The following is a 22,983-nucleotide window of genomic DNA, read 5'->3' on the forward strand; positions in this document are numbered from 1 at the left end:
TGAGCGATTCATCGCTCTCTTACCAGATTTTAAAGGGCTAAAACCCTTACTACGAGCTTTTGTTTTATTAAGCCTTTCTACTTAGTACGAAACTGTCAAGACTGTCACCTGTCACCTGTTCCCTCTCACCTTTCCCCTACTACAATTTTGTCTTTCGAGGAAATTCCTGCACTAGTAAGAATACACAGGAGCCAAAATCTGGTAGATTAACTCGGAACGTAAATTGTATCTATTATTTTTCATCTGTCAGCTTTTGGATTTATTCAATGGCTGTGCTATTTTTCCTGAATTTGCGTTTCAGCACTTATAACTATTAACTGAGGAGATAAAGCCATGAAACCATTTCTTTTTGTCACTGACTTGGATCATACTTTCGTGGGTAATGACACAGCTCTTACGCAACTAAGTGACATACTGATTCAGCATCGCCAAGAATACGGTACGAAGATAGTTTATGCTACTGGGCGATCGCCTGTCTTATACCAAGAGCTACAAGTAGAACAAAATCTCATAAAACCAGATGCGTTAGTCCTTTCTGTCGGGACGGAAATATATCTAGATGGTAGTGGTAATCCTGATTCTGGTTGGTCAGAAGTCCTCGCTGATGGTTGGAATCGGGAACTAGTATTATCCATAACTGAGCAATTCTCTGAGTTAGTCCTGCAACCAGACTCAGAACAACGTCCCTTTAAAGCAAGTTTTTTCCTACATCAAGAAGCGGCTATCAGTGTGTTACCAAAACTTGAGGCAGAGTTAGAGAAATATGAACTTAATATAAAGTTAATTTATAGTAGCGGTATAGACCTTGACATTGTACCATTTAACAGCGATAAAGGTCAGGCAATGCAGTTTCTTCGTCAAAAGTGGGAATTTGCAGCAGAAAGAACAGTTGTTTGCGGTGATTCAGGTAATGATATTGCTTTGTTCGCTGTGGGCAACGAAAGGGGAATCATCGTCGGGAATGCCCGACCAGAGTTGCTCCAGTGGCACAATGAGTATCCCGCAGACCATCGCTACCTGGCAAAAGATTCTTGTGCAGGTGGAATTATTGAAGGACTCAAATATTTTGGTTTCCTAGAATGATTAGCTATCTTAAAGGTATAGTCGCCGGTATTCAAAACGTAGGCAGCAATCGCGTGATTCTCACTCTAGAAGTGAACGGTATGGGGTATGATTTGCAAATTCCCCAACGCCTAGCCAAGCAATTACCCACAACTGGAGACCTGGTACAAATCTTCACCCATTACCAAATTCGGGAAGAAGTACCTTTACTTTATGGGTTCTCCTCTCCAGCCGAACGGGATTTATTCCGCCACTTGTTAACAGTTAGTGGTGTGGGTGCAGCTTTAGCGATCGCTCTTTTAGACACATTGGAACTACCAGATTTAGTCCAAGCCATCATCGCTGCTAATACGCAAATCCTCATTCAAGCCCCAGGCGTGGGTAAAAAAATCGCCGAACGCATTTGTTTGGAACTCAAAGCCAAATTAATCGAATGGCGCAAATCAGCAGGCTTCTTCGTCGCCACCGAAGGCCCAGCCCCCGGTATTCTCGAAGAAGTGCAAATGACCCTATTCGCCTTGGGATACACCGCCCATGAAGTTAGCCACGCTTTACACGTAGTCAGCGAAGACATCGGATTACCCAAAGATGCCTATGTAGAAGACTGGATCAAACAAGCGATCGCTCATCTCAGTAGTAGTGAGCAAGTTAGTCCATAAGGGACTTCCAGAAAATAAAATATTCAATGGGTGAGAGCAAATATTATCGTGGGATTTTTTCTCCCCTGCTTCCCCTGCTTCCCCTGCCTCCCCTGCTCACCAAAGCGGTTGTATATTTTTTAGTTGGAAGTCCATAATCATGGGTTATTAGTCAACAGTCAACAGTCAACACTCTCCATGACAGATCCCTATGATTGGTTACAACACTCGCTCTTAACTATCCATCGGGCAGACTGGTATCGTTCAGTGCAGACAATACACGGTCTTCCTGGTGCAACTGTGGTTTTAGGAGGGGAAGAGGTAATTAATTTTGCCAGTAATGATTATTTGGGGTTGGCTGGGGATGAACGCTTGATAGCGGCGGCGGTGGTTGCTACTCAAGAGTTTGGGACTGGGAGTACTGGTTCAAGATTACTAAGTGGACATCGAGAACTGCATGGGGAATTGGAAAGAGCGATCGCCTCTCTAAAACAAACAGAAGATGCGTTAGTGTTTAGTTCTGGATATCTAGCCAATATCGGAGCGATCGCGGCTTTAGTCGGTAAGCGTGATTTAATATTGTCTGACCAGTACAATCATTCCAGTCTCAAAAATGGGGCAATTCTTAGTGGGGCGACAGTGATCGAATATTCCCACTGTGATGTGACAGAACTCAAAACCCAATTGCACCAGCAACGGCAAAATTACCGACGTTGTTTAATTCTCACCGATAGTGTCTTCAGCATGGATGGGGATTTATGCCCTCTACCAGCCTTGTTGGATTTGGCTGAGGAATTTCGCTGTATGCTACTAGTTGATGAAGCTCACGCCACTGGTGTCATGGGTGCAACTGGTGCTGGATGTGTAGAACATTTTGGATGTACGGGTAGGCAATTAATACAAATTGGTACTTTGAGTAAAGCCCTTGGTAGTTTAGGTGGGTATGTCGCAGGAAGTCATACTTTGATTGACTATTTGCGAAATCGCTCCCCTAGTTGGATTTACACCACTGGTTTATCACCCGCAGATACAGCCGCAGCCTTAGCCGCAATCAATATAATTCGACAAGAACCACAACATCTGATGCAGTTGTGGCAAAATGTCAATTACTTAAGAACATTATTGCTGGAATTACCAAACCTGAAATTACTGCCATCAGCATCGCCTATACTATGTTTTCAATTACCCAGCGCAGCCGAGGCGCTACAAGTGGGTAAACAACTCAAACAAGCAGGAATTTTTGCTCCGGCTATTCGTCCCCCCACAGTTCCCACCAGTCGAATCAGAATATCTTTGATGGCTACCCATAAGACAACACATATAGAAAAATTGGCAGCAGTATTGAACGGAATATAGACATCGACTGAATTCAATTATGCGTGACCCAAAACCCTTGGTAAAGACTTCGCTACATCTTTACATCATGTCTGCATAAAGGCTGAAAACAAGCAATCAACAGTATTGAAGGCGCACCCTATCCTTTCCCAGTGGTATCTAAGCGACCGAAAGCAGTGTCAAAATATTTTGTAGTACCAATTCTGGTATCTGATCACCGTTAATCGTCAACAGGCGACGGCGACGGTCATAATACTCTAAAATAGGAACAGTGCGATCGTAAAAAATCTCTACTCGACGCTGCACTATTTCTGGTTGATCATCCGGCAAAGAACGCCCCAAAGAGCGATTTACCATTACTGCTTCTGGTACTTGTAAATAAATTGCCCAATCCAACTTCTGCCCCAACTCATCAAGTAAAAAGTCCAACTCTTCAGCTTGGAAGGCAGTGCGTGGATAACCTTCCAAAACCCAGCCATCACTCACATCAGTCTTTTTCAGTCGCAACCGGATTAATTCAATGATCATTTCGTCAGGAACTAGTTCCCCCTTAGCTACATAGGGCTGGGCGTGGCGACCTAGTTCACTAAGATGGGAAATTGCTTCCCGTAAAATCTCGCCCGTAGAAATCTGAGGAATTTTCAAATGACTGCAAAGCCTTTGTGCTTGAGTGCTTTTCCCCGATCCTGAACCTCCCAGAATCACTAATTTCACAACAATTCACTCCTCAACTAGTAACATTTAGAACATAATAAGTTTGTTTTGCCCAACCCCACCAGAAATCTAACATTTAGCCAAAGAGTGCGGTTTAGGGGAGACTAAAGAAGGAAGCAGGGAGGAAGGGGAAGAAATTTAAATAAAGATTTCCTCCTTTCCCCCTTGTATACCCAATCCCCGATTCACTCTTGACTTCAGACAAACCTAGTGTTTGACTTATAAAGCAGATTGCCAGACATATAACGCTGAACCAAAATCAGATTGATTATATAGGTAGATTTTCTACAAGAATCCCTGCAAAACCTATTTTATTTGTTGTAATTTTTTGAAATTTACCCTATGGTTGCCCAGTTAGAAATTCCCAATGCAAATTCGCCCCTCAGCTTACCATATCCAATTGAAGGGCTAGTGCAAGTTTTCACTAGCTCACACCGTAACTTTTTTACCAGTGTCATGGGTCAAGCCCTGAGAATTGCTGGTCAAGGTACACCAGTCTTAATTGTGCAGTTTCTCAAAGGTGGGATCAATCAAGGACAAGACCATCCCATTCAGTTAGGTCAAAATTTAAATTGGATTCGCTGTGATTTGCCACGCTGCATTGACACCCCCCATCTAGATGAAGCGGAAAATGATTCTTTACAAAAGCTGTGGCTGCACACACAACAAGTAGTCTACGAAGACAAATATTCTCTTGTCGTTCTAGATGAGTTAAGTTTGGCGATTCACTTTGGATTAATTCCCGAAAGTGATGTTTTGGCATTTTTAGCAAAACGCCCTCCCCATATCGATATTATTTTCACCGGCACAGAAATGCCAAAATCTATATTAGATGTGGCAGATCAAATTACAGAAATTCGTCGCAGTCATCGTCCCTAAACAAGATATCCTAGTAATTCGATTGGAATTACCTGTGAACTTGTGATTAAGAACGACATCTGGATTAGTGAAATGGCTCAAAAAGGAATGATTGCTCCCTTTGAGCCAAGTTTAATCCGAAAAATACAAACAGATGCCTCTGTAGCTGCTCAACCCGTTATCAGCTACGGTTTGTCTTCTTATGGCTACGATATTCGCCTTTCATCGGCTGAGTTCCGCATTTTTCGCCACATTCCTGGAACTGTAGTTGATCCCAAAAACTTCAATCCCCAGAATTTGGAACCAACACCACTGCACACAGATAACGATGGCAGTTATTTTATCTTGCCAGCGCACAGTTATGGTTTGGGAGTTGCTCTAGAAAAATTAGAGGTGCCAAATAATATTACAGTTATTTGTATAGGCAAATCTACTTATGCACGTTGTGGCATAATAGCTAACTTAACACCTGCGGAAGCAGCTTGGCGGGGTCATTTAACTCTAGAGTTTTCTAATTCTTCCAGCGCTGATTGTCGCATTTATGCTAATGAAGGCGTAGTACAATTACTCTTTCTAGAAGGTGAACCTTGCGCTGTCAGTTACGAAGCGCGTCAGGGTAAATATCAAGATCAGTTAGAGAAAGTGACGTTGGCTAAAGTTTAGTTTTTGATACTTAGAATTGACAAGTAACTAATGATTAATAATTGTTGTTACTTGTTGTAATTTCGTCTGATAAACCTTGACTAATCTATCAATACCTTTAAAACGATAATCTCCCATTGCTTGAAAATCAGAACGTTGTGAAAGTAATTGATAAGTGGCTTCACTAATGACGCATTCGCTGGGGGGACAAACTCCTTCCATGCGTGCAGCCAAATTAATCGTCGCTCCTAAGGCTGTGTATTCTACCCTTTGGGAACTTCCAACATCACCGACAACGGCCTTTCCACTGTTAATGGCAATGCGTAACTGTAGCGGTTCCTGCCAAAAACCATTGGCGTTGAGATGTTCCATCCGTGTGAGCATAGCTTTAGCAGCAGTCGTAGCGCGATCAGCGTGGTCTGTTTGGGGTTCGGGAGCGCCAAAAAATGCCATGATACAATCACCGATATATTTATCTAAAGTGCCGCCACAAGCAAACACTTCTTGCAACATCTCTTCAAATAATTGATTTAATAATTGAGCGATCGCAGTTGGTGTTAATCTTTCGGAAATAGCTGTAAAACCAACCAAGTCAGCGAACAAAATACTGATTTCACTTTCTGCTGGAGGTAAACGTCCATCTGGTAAACCACCTACAGCAATTAACTGTTGCACAACAGCCGGAGAATGATAGCGTTCTAAGCGATGACGAATTACTTCTTCTGTTTTCAGTTTCTCTGCTAATAACCAACGTTGGACGCTAGAAGCCACCAGATTGGCTAAAGCCGAAAAAAAGCTGAGTTCTTCTTCTCCATCTCGTTCCCAATGGTATGAAGATAAATGAGCATCAGCGTAAAGCACACCTACAACTTTATTTTCATCCCATAACGGTACAGCCATCGCACTACGAATACCTTTAAGCAAAATGCTGTGTTCACTAGAAAACCGCTCATCTTTGTGAGTGTCAGCAGTTTGAATGACAATTTTTTCTTCAAATACCTTTTGACAGATACTACGGCTAATCCAACTAGCATCAGCTAGTAGATATTTCTGTTGAGTTTTGCTTCTAGTACCTGCATTTACTAACTCTAGATGACCATCACCACTGACATCAATTAATAAGGCCAAGCGGTCAATACTACTGAGGTAGCGAAATACAACCTGTTGCACCTGAGAGAAAATTTCTTCAATGGATGCTGCTGCACACAAATTTTTGGCGATGTCTACTAAGTCTTTCAGTCGGGCAATTGTTTTATTTTTATTACCGATATCACTATCACTACTATCAGCCTCTATCCATTGCTGTTGCAGTTCTTTGGCGCTGCGAAAAATTGTTCTTTGTTCGCCAACTTCGTCAATTGGTACTTGCTTAGTCAGAGCTAGTGGAGGGGGAGTTTTAAACAGCACCACTAAATTTACATTACCCAACCAAATGACATCACCATGTTGTAACTGTCGGGGATTGGTGACAGCGCTTTGATTGACTTGTGTCCCATTTTTACTACCCAAATCTTCAACTAACCATTTACCATCTGCTTTTTTTACTAGTTGGGCGTGCTTGCGGGAAATCCCCCCAAAAGGTAAGTATAAATTACATTCCGGCAACCGCCCAATTGTGAATACATCTTGATTCACGGGAACAGTTGTTTCCGTATCTCCTTGTTGCAAGCGTAAAGTCAGTTCAGTCATGGGTTTGATATATGTATCCTGGGTGCTGGGAACACAAACTTATCTAGGGCAAAGGATATACAGGTAGCCTTTACCTTTTCTTTATGGCATTGTTCATGGCGATCGACAACTATATGTAGTAAATATTACGCATCTATTATATATAAAGATTTTTCCAGATATGTTAAGTGCATATCTAGAAAAATTACGTAATTTACTGAAAAAATTATCTGTTCATATATAAGAGAACACCAAAAAATAAATTATTCCAAATTGACGCTTAGTAGGGTGCGTCAGTATGAATAATTTATTGGTACAGCTAAGTTTTCTCGCAAGTAGCGCACCCAACCTAATTGGATATTTTTTTGTCTGGAAGTCCCTTACAGTTTATTCATAATACTTTTATGAATAATTGACATACAATTGAACGTAAATTTATTTGAGAAAATAATATTATAAGAGCATTGACATTATCTATTTTCTGCACCGAGTATTAAATTAGTAGTTATTAACTACTATGCAAATATATGTAGACAAATTAGAGAGTTATTACTATTTTGATCTGTTAGATTTAATTCCTAAAAAACAAATAATTTTTTATTATGCACTAACTTTTTTACCTTTAGGAATAAGTTTAGGTATCATAACTATCCTGGCTAGAAAAAAATAATACTTTATCGGGTTTTATTTTACAGTGTAATTTTGATACCCTCTTTCATGCTAGAAAGTATTTTAGTAAGTGAGAGTGGCAAAGATTTCAGTTTAAAAAACTTATTGCTTGGCATCTCATTTACAGAAATTTACATAGGCGGTAGCTCTAAAGGTAGAGTACCTAATAAACCCTTACGATAATCTGTTAACAATTGTCTAGCGGCTCTTTCTACATCACCTTTGTAGCGATGCTCTGCTAAAGCGGGTAAATATGCTTCTCCTGTATAGGGTGTAGGGTCAAGTTCATAACGTGAATACAAAGGTGATTTTGGTAGTAACTCACCGGCTTGCTCTTGAAGAGCATTCAGTAAATCTACTAAAGCTCCGGCTACTAGCTGGTTATCATAAGATGCTTGACCAATATCATCACAAATTGCTAGTTTTACGGCTGCTTCTTGATTGCCCAACCTAGCAGGAATTACACCAGGAGCATCTAGTAATTCCAACTGATCAGAAATTCGCACCCAGCGCAGTTGACGCGTTACCCCAGGGCGGGCGGCACTTTCTACGACTCGCTTTCCTAAAAGACGGTTAATTAAGGCTGATTTGCCAACGTTAGGAAAACCAATCACCACAGCACGAACAGGACGAGGTAACATCCCGCGATCGCGTCTTCTTTGATTTAGCTCTATCCCAGCAGCTTGGGCTGCTTTCGCCACCCCTACCACACCTTGACCATGTTGAGCATTGGTACAATAGGGAACTTCGCCACGATTTTGGAAATAATCTATCCATAGCGATCGCACTTGGGTAGGAATCATATCTAATCGATTCAATACCAAAATTCGCGTCTTATTTCCCACCCACTCATCTATTTGCGGATGGTGTGTAGCTAAAGGAATCCGTGCATCTCTGACCTCAAACACCACATCTACTCGTGATAGCTGTTCTTTAAGATTCTTTTCCGCCTTGGCGATATGCCCTGGATACCATTGAATGAGATTTAATTTATAGTTATCTGTTAAGCCCATAGTTTAAAGTAGTGAGTGCTGAGTAGTGTTCGCCCTTCTCTACGTTCCCTGCGGGACGCTGCGCGAAGGCGTTCCCGCAAGGTGTGCTGAGTAGTGAGTCCTGAGTAAGAAATTCTTCCCCTACTCTCTCATCTCTCGCTTCTAGCCTCGAACCCCTTCTTAATTATTACCTGTAATGGCTTGATGTAAAATCAGACGATTGCCATCTGGGTCATAGGCGTAAATTTCTTGACCGTGGGAGGCGATCGCAATTTTTCCTGGTGGGGGATAACCTAAATCGGTAATGTGTGCGATCGCTTGTTCTAAGTTAATTACTTCTAAACATAAACTAATCCTACTTTTTGCTGAATTTTCAAATTCAGACTCATGTGCTTCTTTAGGTTTAAAAATCCCTAATCGCATACCAGTAAGACTAAATTCAGCATACACATTTGGTATACAAGTGATTGGTTTTTGTTCTAAAAATTCAGTGTAAAAATTTATTAATTTATCAATGTTTAATGTAGCTATAGTGACTATAACCTCCGTATAGTTAACTCCCATCTTACTGCTTTACCCCTTAAATTAAAAACAAGATATTAACTTAATTACGAAACAATGTTACAATATATATTGTAAATCTGGATTCATTTCAGTATGTTTGATATTTCTTAAATGCTTATACAATATATCTCGTAGATATTGATTCCACTAAATTATAGTTATTAAAATCAAGTCAATTTTAATAAAGACCATAAAACTACCGAAGAACAGTTTTTAATAAAGACTTCAGTCTGAATATTTTCAGCACTTTAGTGCTGACTACAAACCTATCAAAAGTTTTACGATAGACCACTACAATTTTTTTCATCTCTCAAAAACTAGCAGTTCCAAATCATCTAATCAGTCCTCATTTGCAAAGTAGGGAAACCTCTACGCCTATCTGCCACCTACGGCTTTCACCGATTTGTTAGACTGATGACACCAGGATTTTTCAGTCAAATCTCTGATAACGCCAGCAGACGAGGCTATTCATGCTTACAAGTACCCTACTTATCTCCAACCAACTCCCTAACCTGCAATATTCCTCTACACCAGAGCGATTCGATGAAACCTGGGAAGCCCCTCTGGCTACCCTCCTGGGTTTAGGACGCGCAGCCGGTGCGGACTTTATTGAAATTTTCTTAGAGCGTCGTAACTATATTAGTAGTTTGGCGGAAGACGATACAATTACCAGTATTTCACCAAGTCTAGCCACAGGTGCAGGAGTCAGAGTATTTCGTGGCAAAGCAGATTGCTATGTCAGCACCAATGATTTATCCTTTGCTGGCTTGAAAGCAGCTTTAGAAAAAGGTTTATCGATTCTAGGCTTACAATTACCCACCCCTAACGCTTTTATCCCAGAAATTAATCTAGAATTACTCAGAGATTATGCTACTAAACGTGGCAAAGACGGCTGGCTACCTCTGTGTAGTTCTATCCGCGAGATGGGAGAAATTCTACTTGATGGTACGGCTTACCTCAAGCAAAAAGCTAATCATGTGCAGTCACGCCGCGCTACTTATTTTCGAGATTGGCAAGAAGTATTAGTTGCCGCTAGTGATGGTACTTTTGCCCGTGATATTCGCCTGACTCAATCGGTAGGATTTAACCTGCTGTGTGCTGATGGCGCTCATCGTGCTTCCATTGGTGAACGTGCAGGGAATACCAGTGATGCTAACTTCCTGAGAACTTGGGACTATCAACAATCTGCCGAACAGATTTCTGAATCTGCGGGAAAAATGCTCTATGCAGATTACGTGGAATCGGGTACATACCCAATCATCATGGCTAATCACTTTGGTGGTGTAATTTTCCACGAAGCCTGCGGACATCTACTGGAAACAACCCAAATCGAACGTAACACCACACCCTTTGCTGATAAAAAAGGCGAAAAAATTGCCCACGAAAGCCTAACAGCTTGGGATGAAGGACGGGCTGATAATGCCTTCGGGACAATTGACATGGATGACGAGGGTATGCCAGCCCAAAGAACCCTATTAATAGAAAAAGGTGTTCTGAAAAACTTCTTGGCTGACAGAACAGGTTCTTCGCGCACCGGACATCCCAGAACAGGTAGTGGTCGCCGCCAAAATTATACTTTTGCTGCTGCTAGCCGGATGCGTAATACTTACATCGCCACTGGTGACTATAAAGTTGAAGAATTATTCGCTTCTGTAGATAAAGGCATTTACTGCAAAAAAATGGGTGGCGGTAGTGTTGGTGCTACTGGTCAATTTAATTTTAGTGTTGATGAAGCCTATTTAATTGAAAACGGCAAAATTACCAAACCATTAAAAGGCGCTACTCTCATCGGTGAAGCCAAGGAAATTATGAACAAAATTTCCATGTGTTCCCAAGATTTAGAACTTGCACCTGGTTTTTGTGGTTCTGTCAGTGGAAGTATCTACACCACTGTAGGACAGCCCCATATCAAAGTAGATTCCATCACAGTAGGTGGACGCTAAGAATTTTAGACTGGTTCGTAGTGAGGACTTGAGTCCTCAAAACTATGAAGACTTTAGTCTTCACTACAAACTAGTGAAAATTTCTGAAAAATATAGAATCTCCTAGTGAGTATTTCTAGATAGAAGTTAGGAAAGAATGAAATAATTTTGAATTTTGAATTATTATGCCCAATATTCATGAAATCGCTACTTACGCCCAAGAAAATGCTCAAAAGCTGGGCATTCAAAAGTTTGATATTTATGGCTCAACTGTAGATGAAACTAGTGTACAAGTTGATCAAGGTGAGCCAAAACAAGTCAAAGCTTCAAATCGCTCTGGAGTAACTGTACGTGTCTGGAATGAAGACAATACTATAGGTGTTACTAGCACAACAGATGTAGACCCCAAAGGATTGGAATTAGCTTTAAAAACTGCTTATGAAGCTAGTTTTTTTGGTGTTAAAGAAAATGTTCCAGATTTTAGCCCAGAGGCTACTGTTCCTATTGACAAGACATTAAATGAAAAAGCACCCCAAGCACCAGTTTCTGAGTTGATAGAAAAGCTTTTGGTGGCTGAAAAGGAACTTTTAGCTGCTCATCCAGCGATTAAAGGTGTCCCTTATAACGGCTTGGCGCAAAGAGATATTGATAGATTTTATCTTAATAGCCAAGGTGCTTTGAGAACTGACTCTCTTTCTTTGTCTTCTGTTTATCTTTATAGTAAAACGGATGAGGAAGGGAAAAAACCACGTAGTGCAGGTGCTTTTAGAATCAATCGTAGTTTAGAAAAATTGGATATCAATGGATGTATTCAAGAAACTGCGGAAAAAACTATTAGTCATCTCAACTACGACAAAATTAAAACTGGTAAGTATCAGGTGGTTTTCTCACCGGAAGCTTTCTTAAGTCTTTTAGGAGCTTTTTCTAATTTATTCAACGCTCAAAGTATTCTCGATAAACAAAGTTTGTCTACTGCTGATGATTTAGGTAAGCAAATTGCTTCGCCTTTATTGTCACTGTATGATGATAGTTTGCACCCAGCTAATATAGGTGCAGAAAGTTTTGATGGGGAAGGTACACCTACTCGTCAGGTGACATTGATAGAGAATGGAATTTTAAAAGGTTTTCTGCACAGCGCTGGAACTGCAAAAAGGTTGAATGCTCAACCTACAGGTAATGCTAGTATTGGCGCAAAAGTTAGTGTTAGTCCTAACTTTTATCATGTGTTTGCAGCAGGGGATTGTGAGCAACAACTCAGTTTGGAAACAGCAGAAAACGTGATTTTGATTGATGATTTACAAGCTTTACACGCTGGCGTGAAATCTTTGCAAGGATCGTTTTCTCTACCATTCGATGGTTGGTTGATTAATAAAGGTGTCAAAACTAGTATTGAATCAGCAACAGTTGCTGGTGACTTCTTGGAACTTTTGAAATCAATTATTTACGTAGAAAAAGAAGTAGCGTTAACACCTGGTGGTGTGGCTCCGAGAATTTGGGTTGAAGAGTTGTCAATTACTGGTGAATAAAAGCTGAAAGTGATTCTCAGTTGATGAGTGGGATTGAAAATACCCCACTCATTTTTTTGCTAATGGTGCGTTAGCCTGCGGTGTTGGCGTGGTGAAGCTAACTTTGTTCTTGAGGAACTTGTCCGATTTGGGCTGTCAGTTTTTCTTTATCCAACCTGCGTTTTCTAGCGTAAAGTTGAATCGTGACTGCCATGAAAATAATCAGAGCAAAAATTAGCCAAGCTGTGAGATCCGTAGGCAGATTGTTCTTAAACACAGCCAGCATAACGATAACTACCAACATAACTGTCGGTGCTTCATTCAACGCCCTTAATTGCTGACTACTCCAGCGACATTCATCGGCGGCTAACTTCTTCATTAACCGACCACAGTAATGATGATAACCAAGTAATAAAGCAACAAACAGCAGTTTAAAGTGTAACCAACCCTGTTTTAAAACTTCTGGTTCCGTACTAACTAAACCGATCGCCATTGCTACTGTCACCAACATTCCTGGTGTCGTGATAATCTTGTAGAGGCGTGTTTCCATAATTTGATACTGATTTTTCAGTATTGTGCGTGCTGGTTCTGGTTCCTGGTTAGCTTCCACATGATAGATGAATAAACGTACCAAATAGAACAAACCAGCAAACCAAACCACAATGCCAATAATATGAAATGCTTTAAACCAGGAATATGCCATGAATGCAGCCTGCCTTTATCTATCTGTTCTTGAATGATTGCAATGATCCTCTTTATCAGGTTACGGCAAAATTTCATCGAGGATTCCAGATAGATAAAGAACTTATACCAATTCGCAATTCGCAATAGAGCCTGCGGCACGCTCCGCGAACGCAATTCGCAATAAAATTCAAAGAGACGTTGCATTGCAACGTCTCTACGCGGTTTATTATTATGGCAACTTATTTTTCTGCCTTTTATACCATTTCACTAAAATTCTGATAGAGATCCAAACCCAGAAACCTTTGCAAAATCTAGATTTCTTAATTTTGCGGAAAGTTCCTACGGCGGGAAACCCGCCGTAGGAAACTTTTCAAGACGAATTTTGAATTGGTATTACTCCACTTCTTGGGTATCTTCTACTTGATTCGCCATTGGCACGACTAACACTTTGTCTACACGGTTACCATCCATGTCCATCACCTCGATTCGCATACCATGCCATTCAAAATGGTCGGCGGCGGCGGGAATGCGGCCGAGATGGGTAATGACGAAACCACCAAGGGTTTGATAGCTACCCCGTTCTTCAGATTCCCATTCTTCCATTTCAAACAGTTCAAAAAACTCTTCTACACCCAACATTCCATCTAGTAGCCAGGAACCATCTTCTCGCTGCACGGCTTGGGGTTCTTCTTCCCCATCATCAGAAGGAACATCCCCAACAATTTCGCTCATGATGTCGTTAAGAGTAACTAATCCCTGAATCACGCCGTATTCGTCCACAACTAGCGCCATGTGGGTAATGGTTTGCTTAAATAACTCCAAAACTTTTAAGCCACGGGTGCTTTCGGGAACAAATACTGGCTGGCGCAATCCCACTGTTAAATCTAGGGAATCTCCTCGGAGACTTCTAGCGAGTAAATCAGTAACGGGAATAATTCCCAATACATTGTCCAGTCCTCCTTGACAAACTGGATAGCGGGAATAACCGTTTTCGCTCATTTTTTGGCGATTTTCTTCGGGGGTGTCGTCTAAATCTAGCCAGATGATATCAGGACGGGGTGACATCAAGGAAGTGACGGGGCGATCGCCTAAGCGAAACACTCGTTCTACCATATTTTGTTCTGCTTCCTCAAAGGTTCCCGCTTCTGTACCTTGCTCAATCAGGATCTTAATTTCTTCTTCCGTGACTTGTGGTTCTACAGAAGGTGTAATCCCCAACACTCGCAGCACCATTTCTGTGGAAGCACTCAATAAATGCACGGCTGGAGAAGCAAGAGCTGCTAAAGCCCGCATGGGAAGAGCGACAACGGTAGCAATACGTTCGGGATTGTTTAATGCCAGACGCTTTGGCACTAATTCACCGATAATCAGAGATAGGTAGGTAATGAGCAAAACCACGATTCCAAAGGCAATTGCCTCACTGTAAGGCACTAAAAAAGGTATTAGCCGCACATAAACTACTAGTCGGCTGGCAATTGTGGCTCCTCCAAAAGCACCAGTGAGGATACCAATCAGAGAAATACCTATTTGGATAGTGGAGAGGAAATTGTTAGGGGATTCCGCCAATTTTAACGCTGCTCTCGCCTTAGCATCCCCTTGATTAGCGAGTTGCTGTAGCCTGACCTTCCGCGCCGAGACGACCGCCATCTCAGACATGGAAAAAACCCCGTTGGCAAGAATGAGTACCAAAATAATTAAAATTTCAACCGTGATGGAGGACATGATTATGAATTGCCGCTATATAGAGCGAACTTAGCTCAATCCTTAGTATCTAGTATTAAAGGTTCTCTCATAAATGCTTTAACTATACATAAAGTAGTAGTTTTAGAAGTTAGGGATTAGGAGTTAGTATTTTTTACGGTTTCCTGAACTTGTTTTAGTATGATTCTTTCACAAAAAGATTAAGTGAACCGTCAACACTTTTAAAATAGTTTACATATACGGCATTTACAGCTTCGAGATTTCTGATCTGTAAGGACTTCCTGCTCTACTAGAACTTATGGCTTTTTCTTCTATTGTGCGTGCTTTGGCGCGATCGCCCCTCACTACTGAATTACTTTCAAAGCTCAATCGCCAACAAGATTTGCGATTAAATGGCATTTCCCGTCTACCTAAGGGTTTGGTGGCTTCGGCATTGGCACAACATTCTAGTAGAAATTTGTTCGTCGTTTGTGCCACTCTAGAAGAAGCGGGGCGCGCTTATGCACAATTGGAAGCGATGGGATGGCAAACAGTACATTTTTACCCCACGTCTGAAGCCTCTCCCTACGAACCTTTTGACCCAGAAACGGAAATGACTTGGGGACAGATGCAGGTGTTGGCGGATTTGGTTAAGAGTCAACAGTCCATCGTCAATGGTCAACAGAATAAGATCGCTGTCGTGGCTACTGTTGGGGCTTTGCAGCCCCATTTACCACCACCAGATGCTTTTATTCCTTTTTGCTTGACTCTCAAGCGGGGACTGGAATTTGATTTAGATAGCTTTAGTGAAAAGATTACTACTTTGGGGTATGAACGGGTTCCCTTGGTGGAAACAGAGGGACAATGGAGTCGTCGCGGTGACATTGTCGATGTCTTTCCAGTGTCCTGTGAGTTACCAGTACGTTTGGAATGGTTTGGTGATGAGATTGAGCAAATACGAGAATTTGATACAACTACTCAACGTTCAGCACTTGACAAAATAGAACAGATTGTGCTTACTCCTACAAGTTTTGCGCCTATTGTGACGACAGCACTTAAGGATAGTGATGAGTACCGAGTGCTGAGTGCTGAGTTAAGTTCTGACTCAGAAAACGGTACTCAAGAGTCAGCGTTGATAGAAGGTAGTCGGCGCTTTTTGGGATTAGCATTTGAGCGACCTGCATCGATTGTGGATTATTTACCGGAAAATACTTTAGTTGCTATCGATGAGCCGGAACAGTGTCATGCTCATAGCGATCGCTGGGTAGAAAATGCTGATGAGCAATGGTCAGTGGTCAGTGGTCAGTGGTCAGTTGTTAGTGAATTACTGAAAATTCATCGGTCTTTTGCGGAATGTTTGGCTGATTTAACTAGATTTCAGACTTTATATTTATCGGAACTAGCAGAAGAAAATAGCGGGATTAATTTAGCTAGTCGGTCTGTACCGGTTACACCGCACCAATTTGCTAAACTGGCAGACACATTAAGACAAGAACGCGATCGCAATTTCTCGATTTGGTTAATCTCGGCTCAACCTTCCCGTTCTGTTTCTCTGCTACAAGAACACGATTGTCCCGCCCAGTTCATCCCCAATCCCCGCGATTACCAAGCTATTGATAAGCTACAAATCAACCATATCCCTGTGGCGCTGAAATATTCTGGCCTAGCGGAACTGGAAGGTTTTATCCTCCCGACTTACCGCCTAGTCATCGTCACCGACCGCGAATTTTATGGTCAACATTCCCTAGCTACACCTAGTTTTGTCCGTAAGCGTCGTCAGGCGGCTTCTAAGCAAGTTGACCCGAATAAACTGCGTCCAGGGGATTATGTAGTTCATCGGAGTCATGGGATTGGCAAGTTTGTCAAGTTGGAAAGTCTGACAATTAACGAGGAAACCCGTGATTATATTGTTGTCCAGTATGCTGACGGTCTTTTGAGAGTTGCGGCTGATCAGGTAGGGTCTTTGTCTCGATTCCGTAGTACGGGAGATAAAGCACCGGAACTGCACAAAATGACAGGGAAAGCTTGGGAAAATACCAAGAACCGTGTCCGCAAAGCCATTAAAAAATTAGCAGTGGACTTGCTGAAATTATATGCGGCGCGATCGCAACAACAAGGTTTCGCCTATCCCCAAGATATGCCTTGGCAAGAAGAAATGGAAGATTCTTTTCCCTACCAAGCTACAACCGACCAGCTAAAAGCTGTACAAGATGTGAAACGGGATATGGAAAGCGATCGCCCAATGGATCGGTTAGTTTGTGGTGATGTCGGTTTTGGGAAGACGGAAGTAGCTATTCGCGCCATTTTCAAAGCTGTGACTTCTGGTAAACAAGTCGCCCTCCTTGCACCTACAACCATCCTCACTCAGCAACATTACCACACCCTCAAAGAACGCTTTTCCCCTTATCCGATGAATGTCGGCTTACTGAATCGCTTCCGCACAGCCGAAGAACGGCGAAATATTCAAAAACGATTGGCGACTGGTGAGTTAGATATAGTCGTCGGGACACACCAACTTTTAGGTAAGAATGTCAACTTCAAAGATTTAGGGCTGCTGGTAATAGATGAAGAACAACGGTTTGGGGTGAACCAGAAAGAGAAAATTAAATCCTTGAAAACTCAAGTAGACGTGTTGACGCTCTCCGCTACCCCAATTCCCCGCACCTTGTATATGTCTTTATCAGGGATTCGGGAAATGAGCTTGATTACCACACCACCCCCCACCAGACGACCAATTAAAACCCATCTTTCCCCCAGAAACCCAGAAAGCATACGCAGCGCCATTCGTCAAGAAATTGATCGAGGTGGACAGGTGTTTTATGTAGTACCGCGCGTTGAGGGAATAGAAGAGACAACAGCAGCTTTGCGGGAGATGTTACCAGGGGCGAGATTTGCGATCGCTCACGGTCAAATGGACGAGAGCGAGTTAGAATCAACCATGCTCACCTTCAGCAATGGTGATGCAGATATTCTGGTATGTACCACAATTATTGAATCGGGATTGGATATTCCCCGTGTCAACACCATCCTGATTGAAGATGCTCACCGCTTTGGTTTATCACAACTTTACCAGTTACGGGGACGAGTTGGACGTGCAGGGATTCAAGCCCACGCATGGTTATTTTACCCGAAGCAAAGAGAATTATCTGATGCAGCAAGGCAACGGTTACGGGCGATTCAAGAGTTTACACAACTCGGTTCCGGCTATCAACTAGCCATGCGTGACATGGAAATCCGGGGTGTGGGTAACTTGCTGGGTGCAGAACAATCCGGTCAAATGGAAGCGATTGGTTTTGATTTATACATGGAAATGTTAGAAGAATCAATTCGAGAAATTCGCGGTCAAGAAATTCCCAAAGTTGACGATACCCAAATCGATCTCAACCTCACCGCATTTATCCCCACCGATTACATCCCCGACATTGACCAAAAGATGAGTGCATATCGTGCTGTGGCGGCTGCTAAGTCTAAAGAAGAGATAACACAAATTGCGGCTGAGTGGAGCGATCGCTATGGTACTTTACCTGTTTCTGCCAATCAACTGTTGCGGGTCATGGAACTCAAACAACTAGCGAAAAAGTTAGGCTTTAGCCGCATCAAACCAGAAAATAAACAGCACGTCATTTTAGAAACCCCAATGGAAGAACCAGCTTGGAATTTACTTGCAGCCAATTTACCAGAACATCTCAAAACCCGCTTTGTTTTCTCTCCCGGTAAGGTGACGGTACGCGGTTTAGCAGTCCTCAAAGCAGACCAACAATTGCAAAGTTTGATTGATGCTTTGGGGAGAATGCAGGGAGCGATTACAGAAGCTGCTATTGTTTGAACGGTATTTCTTTCTACAATTAAAAGTTAGAGGCAACTCTCATGGTTTGGCAGCGTCCCGACGGAAGAAAACCCTATGAACTCCGTCCTATTAATTTTCACACCGGATTTACTCGCTTTGCCCCTGGTTCAGTTCTAACTATATGTGGTGAGACTAAAGTACTTTGTACAGTGAGCGTCGCGGAAAGTGTACCCAAGTTTCTCGCAGGTAGTGGTAAAGGTTGGTTGACGGCAGAGTATCGGATGCTACCATCAGCCACACAACAACGGCACGAACGAGAATTATTGAAATTATCTGGACGGACGCAAGAAATTCAACGTTTGATTGGGCGTAGCTTACGAGCTGCAATAGATTTTGAGGTCTTAGGAGAACGAACTTTAACCGTAGATGCAGATGTGTTGCAAGCCGACGCAGGTACAAGAACGGCAGCAATTACAGGCGGGTTTGTGGCTTTAGCTGGTGCTATTTCTCAATTATTGCAGCGAGGAGTATTAGAGCGATCTCCCCTATGCGGACAAGTAGCAGCTGTTTCTGTCGGTTTATTAGAAGAAGAAGCATTTTTAGATTTGAACTACATAGAAGATGTAGCAGCAACTGTAGATTTCAATGTAGTGATGAATCAACACTTGGGAATTATCGAAGTTCAGGGAACAGCAGAAGAAGGCAGTTTTAGCCGTACCCAGTTGAATCGGCTATTAGATTGCGCCGAAAACGGCATTCAGCAATTGTTAATTGCCCAAAAGGAGGCAATTACTGACTGGGACAAGTTATTCTTGAGCAGTAATTAAATTCAGCGCTATTCATACCAACAGACTTTGCATTGCAAAGTCTGAGAATTACTGCCGAATATTGTACATTAACTAATTATTTGTCAATTTAACAAATTATTGCCACAACAGATTTAAATATTGAAAAGCCTGTCATATCAACTATTATGGCAGGTTTTTTGTCATTATGTCTCATTCAACCGCCACTAAAATTATTTAACAAACTAAATGACAAAAAACAGATTTTTCACAAATTAGCTGTCACTTTGCCTAAGCAAGTGACACTAATACTTGTAGAAAAAATTAACAAATTAACTGTCACATTTAGCAGTATAATACAACTATGTTTTAATAAAACACTAATATGCAGGATTACAACTCATTTACCGCACCTGCAACACAAGAAGCTGCGTCAGACACAAGCAAAAATATCGCTGAAACAAATGTCATCTTGTCTGAGCTTTCTGATGAAGCAAATTTAAAAATGCAGGTAATTCAAAGTCTGCTAGAAGCAGGTGATCGCACTACCTATGCCCAAAAGCTTAAGGAAGGCGCAGAAAAACTAGGTAAGTCAGTAAGAACATTACGGCGACTGATAAATAAATGGGAAAAGGAGGGGTTAGTTGGCCTGGAGCAAAACGAACGTGCTGACAAAGGCAAGCACCGAGTTGATGAAGATTGGCGGAAATTTATTTTAGAGACGTATAAGGAAGGCAATAAAGGAAGTAAACGCATGACTCGCCAGCAAGTAGCCGTCAGGGTGAAAGCTAGAGCAGATGAGCTAGGTGTCAAATCGCCTTCTCACATGACTGTGTACCGTATTCTTGAACCTGTGATTCAAAAACAGGAGAAGGCAAAAAGTATTCGCTCTCCAGGTTGGCGAGGTTCTCGTTTATCCGTTAAAACTCGTGACGGGAAAGATTTAACAGTAGAGTACAGTAATCAAGTTTGGCAATGTGACCATACCCGTGTGGATGTGCTGTTAGTAGATCAACATGGGGAAATTTTAGGTCGTCCTTGGTTAACCACAGTCATAGATAGTTATTCTCGCTGCATTGTAGGTATTAATCTTGGCTATGATGCTCCAAGTTCTCAGGTAGTTGCTTTGGCGTTACGTCATGCAATTTTGCCAAAACAATATGGAGAAGAATATAAACTTTATGAAGAGTGGGGAACCTACGGTAAACCACAACATTTTTACACTGATGGTGGTAAAGATTTTCGCTCAAACCATTTGCAACAGATAGGTGTGCAGTTGGGGTTTGTTTGTCATTTACGGGATCGCCCCAGTGAAGGGGGTATTGTCGAGCGTCCTTTCAAGACATTTAACACCGAATTATTCTCAACTTTGCGAGGATATACAGGGTCAAATGTACAAGAACGCCCAGAAGACGCAGAGAAGGACGCTAACTTGACTTTACGGCAACTAGAGCAAAAGTTGGTAGCTTACATTGTCAATACCTATAACCAAAGAATTGATGCTCGTATGGGTGAGCAAACTAGATTTCAGCGTTGGGAATCTGGCTTGATAGTAGCACCTGATGTCATCTCGGAAAGAGATTTGGATATCTGTTTAATGAAGCAAACTCGAAGAGTGATTCAAAGAGGAGGTTACTTACAATTTGAAAATCTGATGTACAGGGGCGAATATTTAGCAGGTTATGCAGGAGAAAGCGTTGTACTGCGTTATGACCCCAAAGACATTACTACTTTGTTGGTTTACGGCTATAAGGGTAATAAAGAAGAATTTCTAGCTCGTGCTTATGCTCAAGATTTGGAGACTGAGGAATTGTCTCTGGATGACGCAAAAGCTATGAGTCGCCGGATTCGGCAAGCAGGTAAGGCTATTAGCAATCGTTCTATTTTGGCAGAGGTGCGCGATCGCGAAACCTTCGTGAACCAAAAGAAAACCAAAAAGGAACGCCAAAAGGCAGAACAGACAGTAGTTCAAAAGGCTAAAAAACCTATGCCTGTTGAACCAGAGGAAGAAGTTGAAGTGGCATCTGTTGACCATGAACCAGAATACCAGATGCCAGAAGTATTTGATTACGAACAAATGCGTGAAGATTACGGGTGGTAGAAAATGACTTCAAAACAAGCTCAAGCAGTTGCACAACAATTAGGTGATATTCCGGTCAATGATGATAAATTACAAGCAGAAATTCAACGATTAAACCGCAAAAACTTTGTTTCTTTAAAACAAGTACAAGTTCTTCATGATTGGTTAGAGGGCAAGCGACAATCCAAGCAGTCTGGTCGAGTTGTGGGAGAGTCTCGCACTGGCAAAACAATGGGTTGCAACGCATATAGATTAAGGCATAAACCCAAGCAAAAACCAGGGCAACCCCCTATTGTACCTGTTGCTTACATCCACGTTAATCAAGAGTGTAGTGCAAAAGAATTATTTGGGTTAATTATTGAACATTTAAAATATCAAATTCCTAAAGGCACTGTAGCTGAGATTAGAGATCGGACATTTCGGGTACTTAAGGGTTGTGGTGTTGAAATGCTCATCATAGATGAGGCTGACCGTTTAAAACCAAAGACATTTGCTGAAGTAAGAGATATTTTTGACAAGCTGGAAATTTCAGTAATCTTGGTAGGGACTGACCGTTTGGATACAGTAATCAGGCGGGATGAACAAGTTTTCAACCGCTTTCGAGCCTGTTATCGTTTTGGAATCATATCAGATGAAGACTTTCCTCAAACAGTAGAAATTTGGGAAAAGACAATTCTACAGTTGCCTGTGGCTTCCAATTTAAAAAGTGACACAATGCTTACAACTTTAAAAGAGGCAACAGGTCGTTATATAGGACTATTAGATATGATTCTGAGAGAGACAGCAATCAAGGCTTTAAAAAAGGGATTACACAAGATTGACCTAGCAACGCTGAAAGAAGTTGTAAATGAATACACTGTAGAACCGAAGCGTAAATGATGGAAACTTTAAATCTTCAACCTTGGGTGTTTCGAGTGGAAGCAATAGAAGGAGAAAGTATAAGCCACTTTTTAGGACGCTTTCGACGGGCTAATGATTTAACGCCTACTGGATTAGGTAAAGCAATAGGAGTTGGGGGTGCGATCGCTCGATGGGAAAAATTTCGGTTTAATCCCCTACCGTCTCGCCAGCAATTAGAGGCATTGGCTAAGGTTGTGGAGGTTGATGCCGATAGGTTAGCCCAAATGTTACCACCTGCTGGGGTGGGGATGAAAATTGACCCAATCCGGTTATGTGCTGCTTGTTATGCCGAGTCGCCATGTCACAAAATTGAATGGCAGTTTAAGGTAACGCAAGGATGTCAGCATCATCATTTAAGTTTGCTGTCAGAATGTCCCAATTGTGGAGCAAGGTTTAAAGTTCCTGCATTGTGGGTTGATGGCTGGTGTCAAAGGTGTTTTACGACTTTTGCGGACATGGCAGAACGTCAGAAGGAAATTTAGGATACAAAAACCGATC

The 22,983-nt window shown here is 41.9% G+C and carries 18 protein-coding genes; 12 read left to right on the plus strand and 6 right to left on the minus strand.

Features of this window, described 5'->3' with window-relative positions; translation table 11 throughout:
• Positions 1-333: 333 nt before the first annotated feature.
• The 3 genes from H6G18_RS18995 to bioF all read left to right on the plus strand — a co-directional run bounded on the left by H6G18_RS18995 (position 334) and on the right by bioF (position 3,056).
• Positions 334-1,083 carry a sucrose-phosphate phosphatase gene (locus tag H6G18_RS18995; RefSeq protein ID WP_190408659.1) on the plus strand — a complete coding sequence of 250 codons (750 nt, stop codon included), beginning with the start codon at positions 334-336 and terminating at the stop codon, positions 1,081-1,083.
• Positions 1,080-1,721 (plus strand): Holliday junction branch migration protein RuvA, encoded by a 642-nt coding sequence (gene ruvA, locus H6G18_RS19000; protein WP_190408660.1) that lies wholly within the window; start codon positions 1,080-1,082, stop codon positions 1,719-1,721. Before H6G18_RS18995 ends, ruvA begins: the two co-directional genes overlap by 4 nt.
• 177 nt (positions 1,722-1,898) lie before the next feature.
• Entirely contained in the window at positions 1,899-3,056 is a 1,158-nt protein-coding gene (bioF, locus tag H6G18_RS19005; RefSeq protein WP_190408661.1) for an 8-amino-7-oxononanoate synthase, read from the plus strand.
• A gap of 138 nt (positions 3,057-3,194) precedes the next feature.
• On the opposite strand, the gene H6G18_RS19010 is transcribed toward bioF, so the two are convergent.
• Positions 3,195-3,749 carry an adenylate kinase family protein gene (locus tag H6G18_RS19010; RefSeq protein ID WP_190408662.1) on the minus strand — a complete coding sequence of 185 codons (555 nt, stop codon included), beginning with the start codon at positions 3,747-3,749 and terminating at the stop codon, positions 3,195-3,197.
• A 342-nt stretch (positions 3,750-4,091) separates the two neighbouring features.
• Between H6G18_RS19010 and H6G18_RS19015 the strand changes: the two genes are divergently transcribed.
• Positions 4,092-4,628 (plus strand): P-loop NTPase family protein, encoded by a 537-nt coding sequence (locus H6G18_RS19015; protein WP_190408663.1) that lies wholly within the window; start codon positions 4,092-4,094, stop codon positions 4,626-4,628.
• A gap of 72 nt (positions 4,629-4,700) precedes the next feature.
• Positions 4,701-5,270: a dCTP deaminase gene (gene dcd / locus H6G18_RS19020; protein WP_199311757.1), complete on the plus strand. Its 570-nt coding sequence runs from the start codon at positions 4,701-4,703 to the stop codon at positions 5,268-5,270.
• Positions 5,271-5,297: 27 nt separating this feature from the next.
• On the opposite strand, the gene H6G18_RS19025 is transcribed toward dcd, so the two are convergent.
• From H6G18_RS19025 to H6G18_RS19035, 3 genes are all read right to left on the minus strand, one after another.
• On the minus strand, positions 5,298-6,938 hold the full coding sequence (locus H6G18_RS19025) for an adenylate/guanylate cyclase domain-containing protein (protein WP_190408665.1): 1,641 nt from the start codon (positions 6,936-6,938) through the stop codon (positions 5,298-5,300).
• A gap of 779 nt (positions 6,939-7,717) precedes the next feature.
• On the minus strand, positions 7,718-8,599 hold the full coding sequence (ylqF, locus tag H6G18_RS19030; RefSeq protein ID WP_190408666.1) for a ribosome biogenesis GTPase YlqF: 882 nt from the start codon (positions 8,597-8,599) through the stop codon (positions 7,718-7,720).
• 159 nt (positions 8,600-8,758) lie between these two features.
• Entirely contained in the window at positions 8,759-9,142 is a 384-nt protein-coding gene (locus H6G18_RS19035) for a VOC family protein (RefSeq protein WP_190408667.1), read from the minus strand.
• 470 nt (positions 9,143-9,612) lie between these two features.
• On the opposite strand from H6G18_RS19035, the gene H6G18_RS19040 reads away from it, so the two are divergent.
• Positions 9,613-11,085, plus strand: a complete 1,473-nt coding sequence (locus H6G18_RS19040; RefSeq protein ID WP_190408668.1) for a TldD/PmbA family protein — start codon at positions 9,613-9,615, stop codon at positions 11,083-11,085.
• A 164-nt stretch (positions 11,086-11,249) separates the two neighbouring features.
• Positions 11,250-12,590: a TldD/PmbA family protein gene (locus H6G18_RS19045; RefSeq protein ID WP_190408669.1), complete on the plus strand. Its 1,341-nt coding sequence runs from the start codon at positions 11,250-11,252 to the stop codon at positions 12,588-12,590.
• Positions 12,591-12,687: 97 nt separating this feature from the next.
• Here H6G18_RS19045 and hemJ read toward each other — a convergent pair whose 3' ends face one another.
• Both hemJ and H6G18_RS19055 read right to left on the minus strand, forming a co-directional pair.
• A complete protein-coding gene (hemJ, locus tag H6G18_RS19050; RefSeq protein WP_190408670.1) occupies positions 12,688-13,272 on the minus strand; it encodes a protoporphyrinogen oxidase HemJ in 585 nt (194 codons plus the stop codon).
• A gap of 374 nt (positions 13,273-13,646) precedes the next feature.
• Entirely contained in the window at positions 13,647-14,975 is a 1,329-nt protein-coding gene (locus H6G18_RS19055; protein ID WP_190408671.1) for a hemolysin family protein, read from the minus strand.
• Between the two features lie 277 nt (positions 14,976-15,252).
• Here H6G18_RS19055 and mfd point away from each other — a divergent pair, with 277 nt between their 5' ends.
• The 5 genes from mfd (at position 15,253) to H6G18_RS19080 (ending at position 22,967) form a co-directional block, all read left to right on the plus strand.
• The gene (gene mfd, locus H6G18_RS19060; RefSeq protein ID WP_190408672.1) at positions 15,253-18,759 is read left to right on the plus strand and encodes a transcription-repair coupling factor; all 3,507 of its coding nucleotides are present in this window, start codon (positions 15,253-15,255) and stop codon (positions 18,757-18,759) included.
• Positions 18,760-18,800: 41 nt separating this feature from the next.
• On the plus strand, positions 18,801-19,547 hold the full coding sequence (gene rph, locus H6G18_RS19065; RefSeq protein ID WP_190408673.1) for a ribonuclease PH: 747 nt from the start codon (positions 18,801-18,803) through the stop codon (positions 19,545-19,547).
• Between the two features lie 343 nt (positions 19,548-19,890).
• Complete coding sequence (locus H6G18_RS19070) at positions 19,891-21,606, plus strand: Mu transposase C-terminal domain-containing protein (protein ID WP_190408674.1); 1,716 nt, start codon at positions 19,891-19,893, stop codon at positions 21,604-21,606.
• 3 nt (positions 21,607-21,609) lie between these two features.
• On the plus strand, positions 21,610-22,464 hold the full coding sequence (locus H6G18_RS19075; RefSeq protein ID WP_190408675.1) for a TniB family NTP-binding protein: 855 nt from the start codon (positions 21,610-21,612) through the stop codon (positions 22,462-22,464).
• Positions 22,464-22,967: a TniQ family protein gene (locus H6G18_RS19080; protein WP_190408684.1), complete on the plus strand. Its 504-nt coding sequence runs from the start codon at positions 22,464-22,466 to the stop codon at positions 22,965-22,967. The genes H6G18_RS19075 and H6G18_RS19080 overlap by 1 nt, the downstream gene beginning before the upstream one ends.
• The last annotated feature ends 16 nt before the right edge of the window (positions 22,968-22,983 follow it).

The organism is Anabaena subtropica FACHB-260, from assembly GCF_014697105.1.
Taxonomy (GTDB): Bacteria; Cyanobacteriota; Cyanobacteriia; order Cyanobacteriales; family Nostocaceae; genus Trichormus; species Trichormus subtropicus.

Excerpts from the sequence above, each read along its gene's own strand:
- H6G18_RS18995 (WP_190408659.1), top strand. The coding sequence starts at position 334 with ATGAAACCATTTCTTTTTGTCACTGACTTGGATCATACTTTCGTGGGT.
- ruvA (WP_190408660.1), top strand. The coding sequence starts at position 1,080 with ATGATTAGCTATCTTAAAGGTATAGTCGCCGGTATTCAAAACGTAGGC.
- bioF (WP_190408661.1), top strand. The coding sequence starts at position 1,899 with ATGACAGATCCCTATGATTGGTTACAACACTCGCTCTTAACTATCCAT.
- H6G18_RS19015 (WP_190408663.1), top strand. The coding sequence starts at position 4,092 with ATGGTTGCCCAGTTAGAAATTCCCAATGCAAATTCGCCCCTCAGCTTA.
- dcd (WP_199311757.1), top strand. The coding sequence starts at position 4,701 with ATGGCTCAAAAAGGAATGATTGCTCCCTTTGAGCCAAGTTTAATCCGA.
- H6G18_RS19025 (WP_190408665.1), bottom strand. The coding sequence starts at position 6,938 with ATGACTGAACTGACTTTACGCTTGCAACAAGGAGATACGGAAACAACT.
- ylqF (WP_190408666.1), bottom strand. The coding sequence starts at position 8,599 with ATGGGCTTAACAGATAACTATAAATTAAATCTCATTCAATGGTATCCA.
- H6G18_RS19035 (WP_190408667.1), bottom strand. The coding sequence starts at position 9,142 with ATGGGAGTTAACTATACGGAGGTTATAGTCACTATAGCTACATTAAAC.
- H6G18_RS19040 (WP_190408668.1), top strand. The coding sequence starts at position 9,613 with ATGCTTACAAGTACCCTACTTATCTCCAACCAACTCCCTAACCTGCAA.
- H6G18_RS19045 (WP_190408669.1), top strand. The coding sequence starts at position 11,250 with ATGCCCAATATTCATGAAATCGCTACTTACGCCCAAGAAAATGCTCAA.
- hemJ (WP_190408670.1), bottom strand. The coding sequence starts at position 13,272 with ATGGCATATTCCTGGTTTAAAGCATTTCATATTATTGGCATTGTGGTT.
- H6G18_RS19055 (WP_190408671.1), bottom strand. The coding sequence starts at position 14,975 with ATGTCCTCCATCACGGTTGAAATTTTAATTATTTTGGTACTCATTCTT.
- mfd (WP_190408672.1), top strand. The coding sequence starts at position 15,253 with ATGGCTTTTTCTTCTATTGTGCGTGCTTTGGCGCGATCGCCCCTCACT.
- rph (WP_190408673.1), top strand. The coding sequence starts at position 18,801 with ATGGTTTGGCAGCGTCCCGACGGAAGAAAACCCTATGAACTCCGTCCT.
- H6G18_RS19070 (WP_190408674.1), top strand. The coding sequence starts at position 19,891 with ATGCAGGATTACAACTCATTTACCGCACCTGCAACACAAGAAGCTGCG.
- H6G18_RS19075 (WP_190408675.1), top strand. The coding sequence starts at position 21,610 with ATGACTTCAAAACAAGCTCAAGCAGTTGCACAACAATTAGGTGATATT.
- H6G18_RS19080 (WP_190408684.1), top strand. The coding sequence starts at position 22,464 with ATGGAAACTTTAAATCTTCAACCTTGGGTGTTTCGAGTGGAAGCAATA.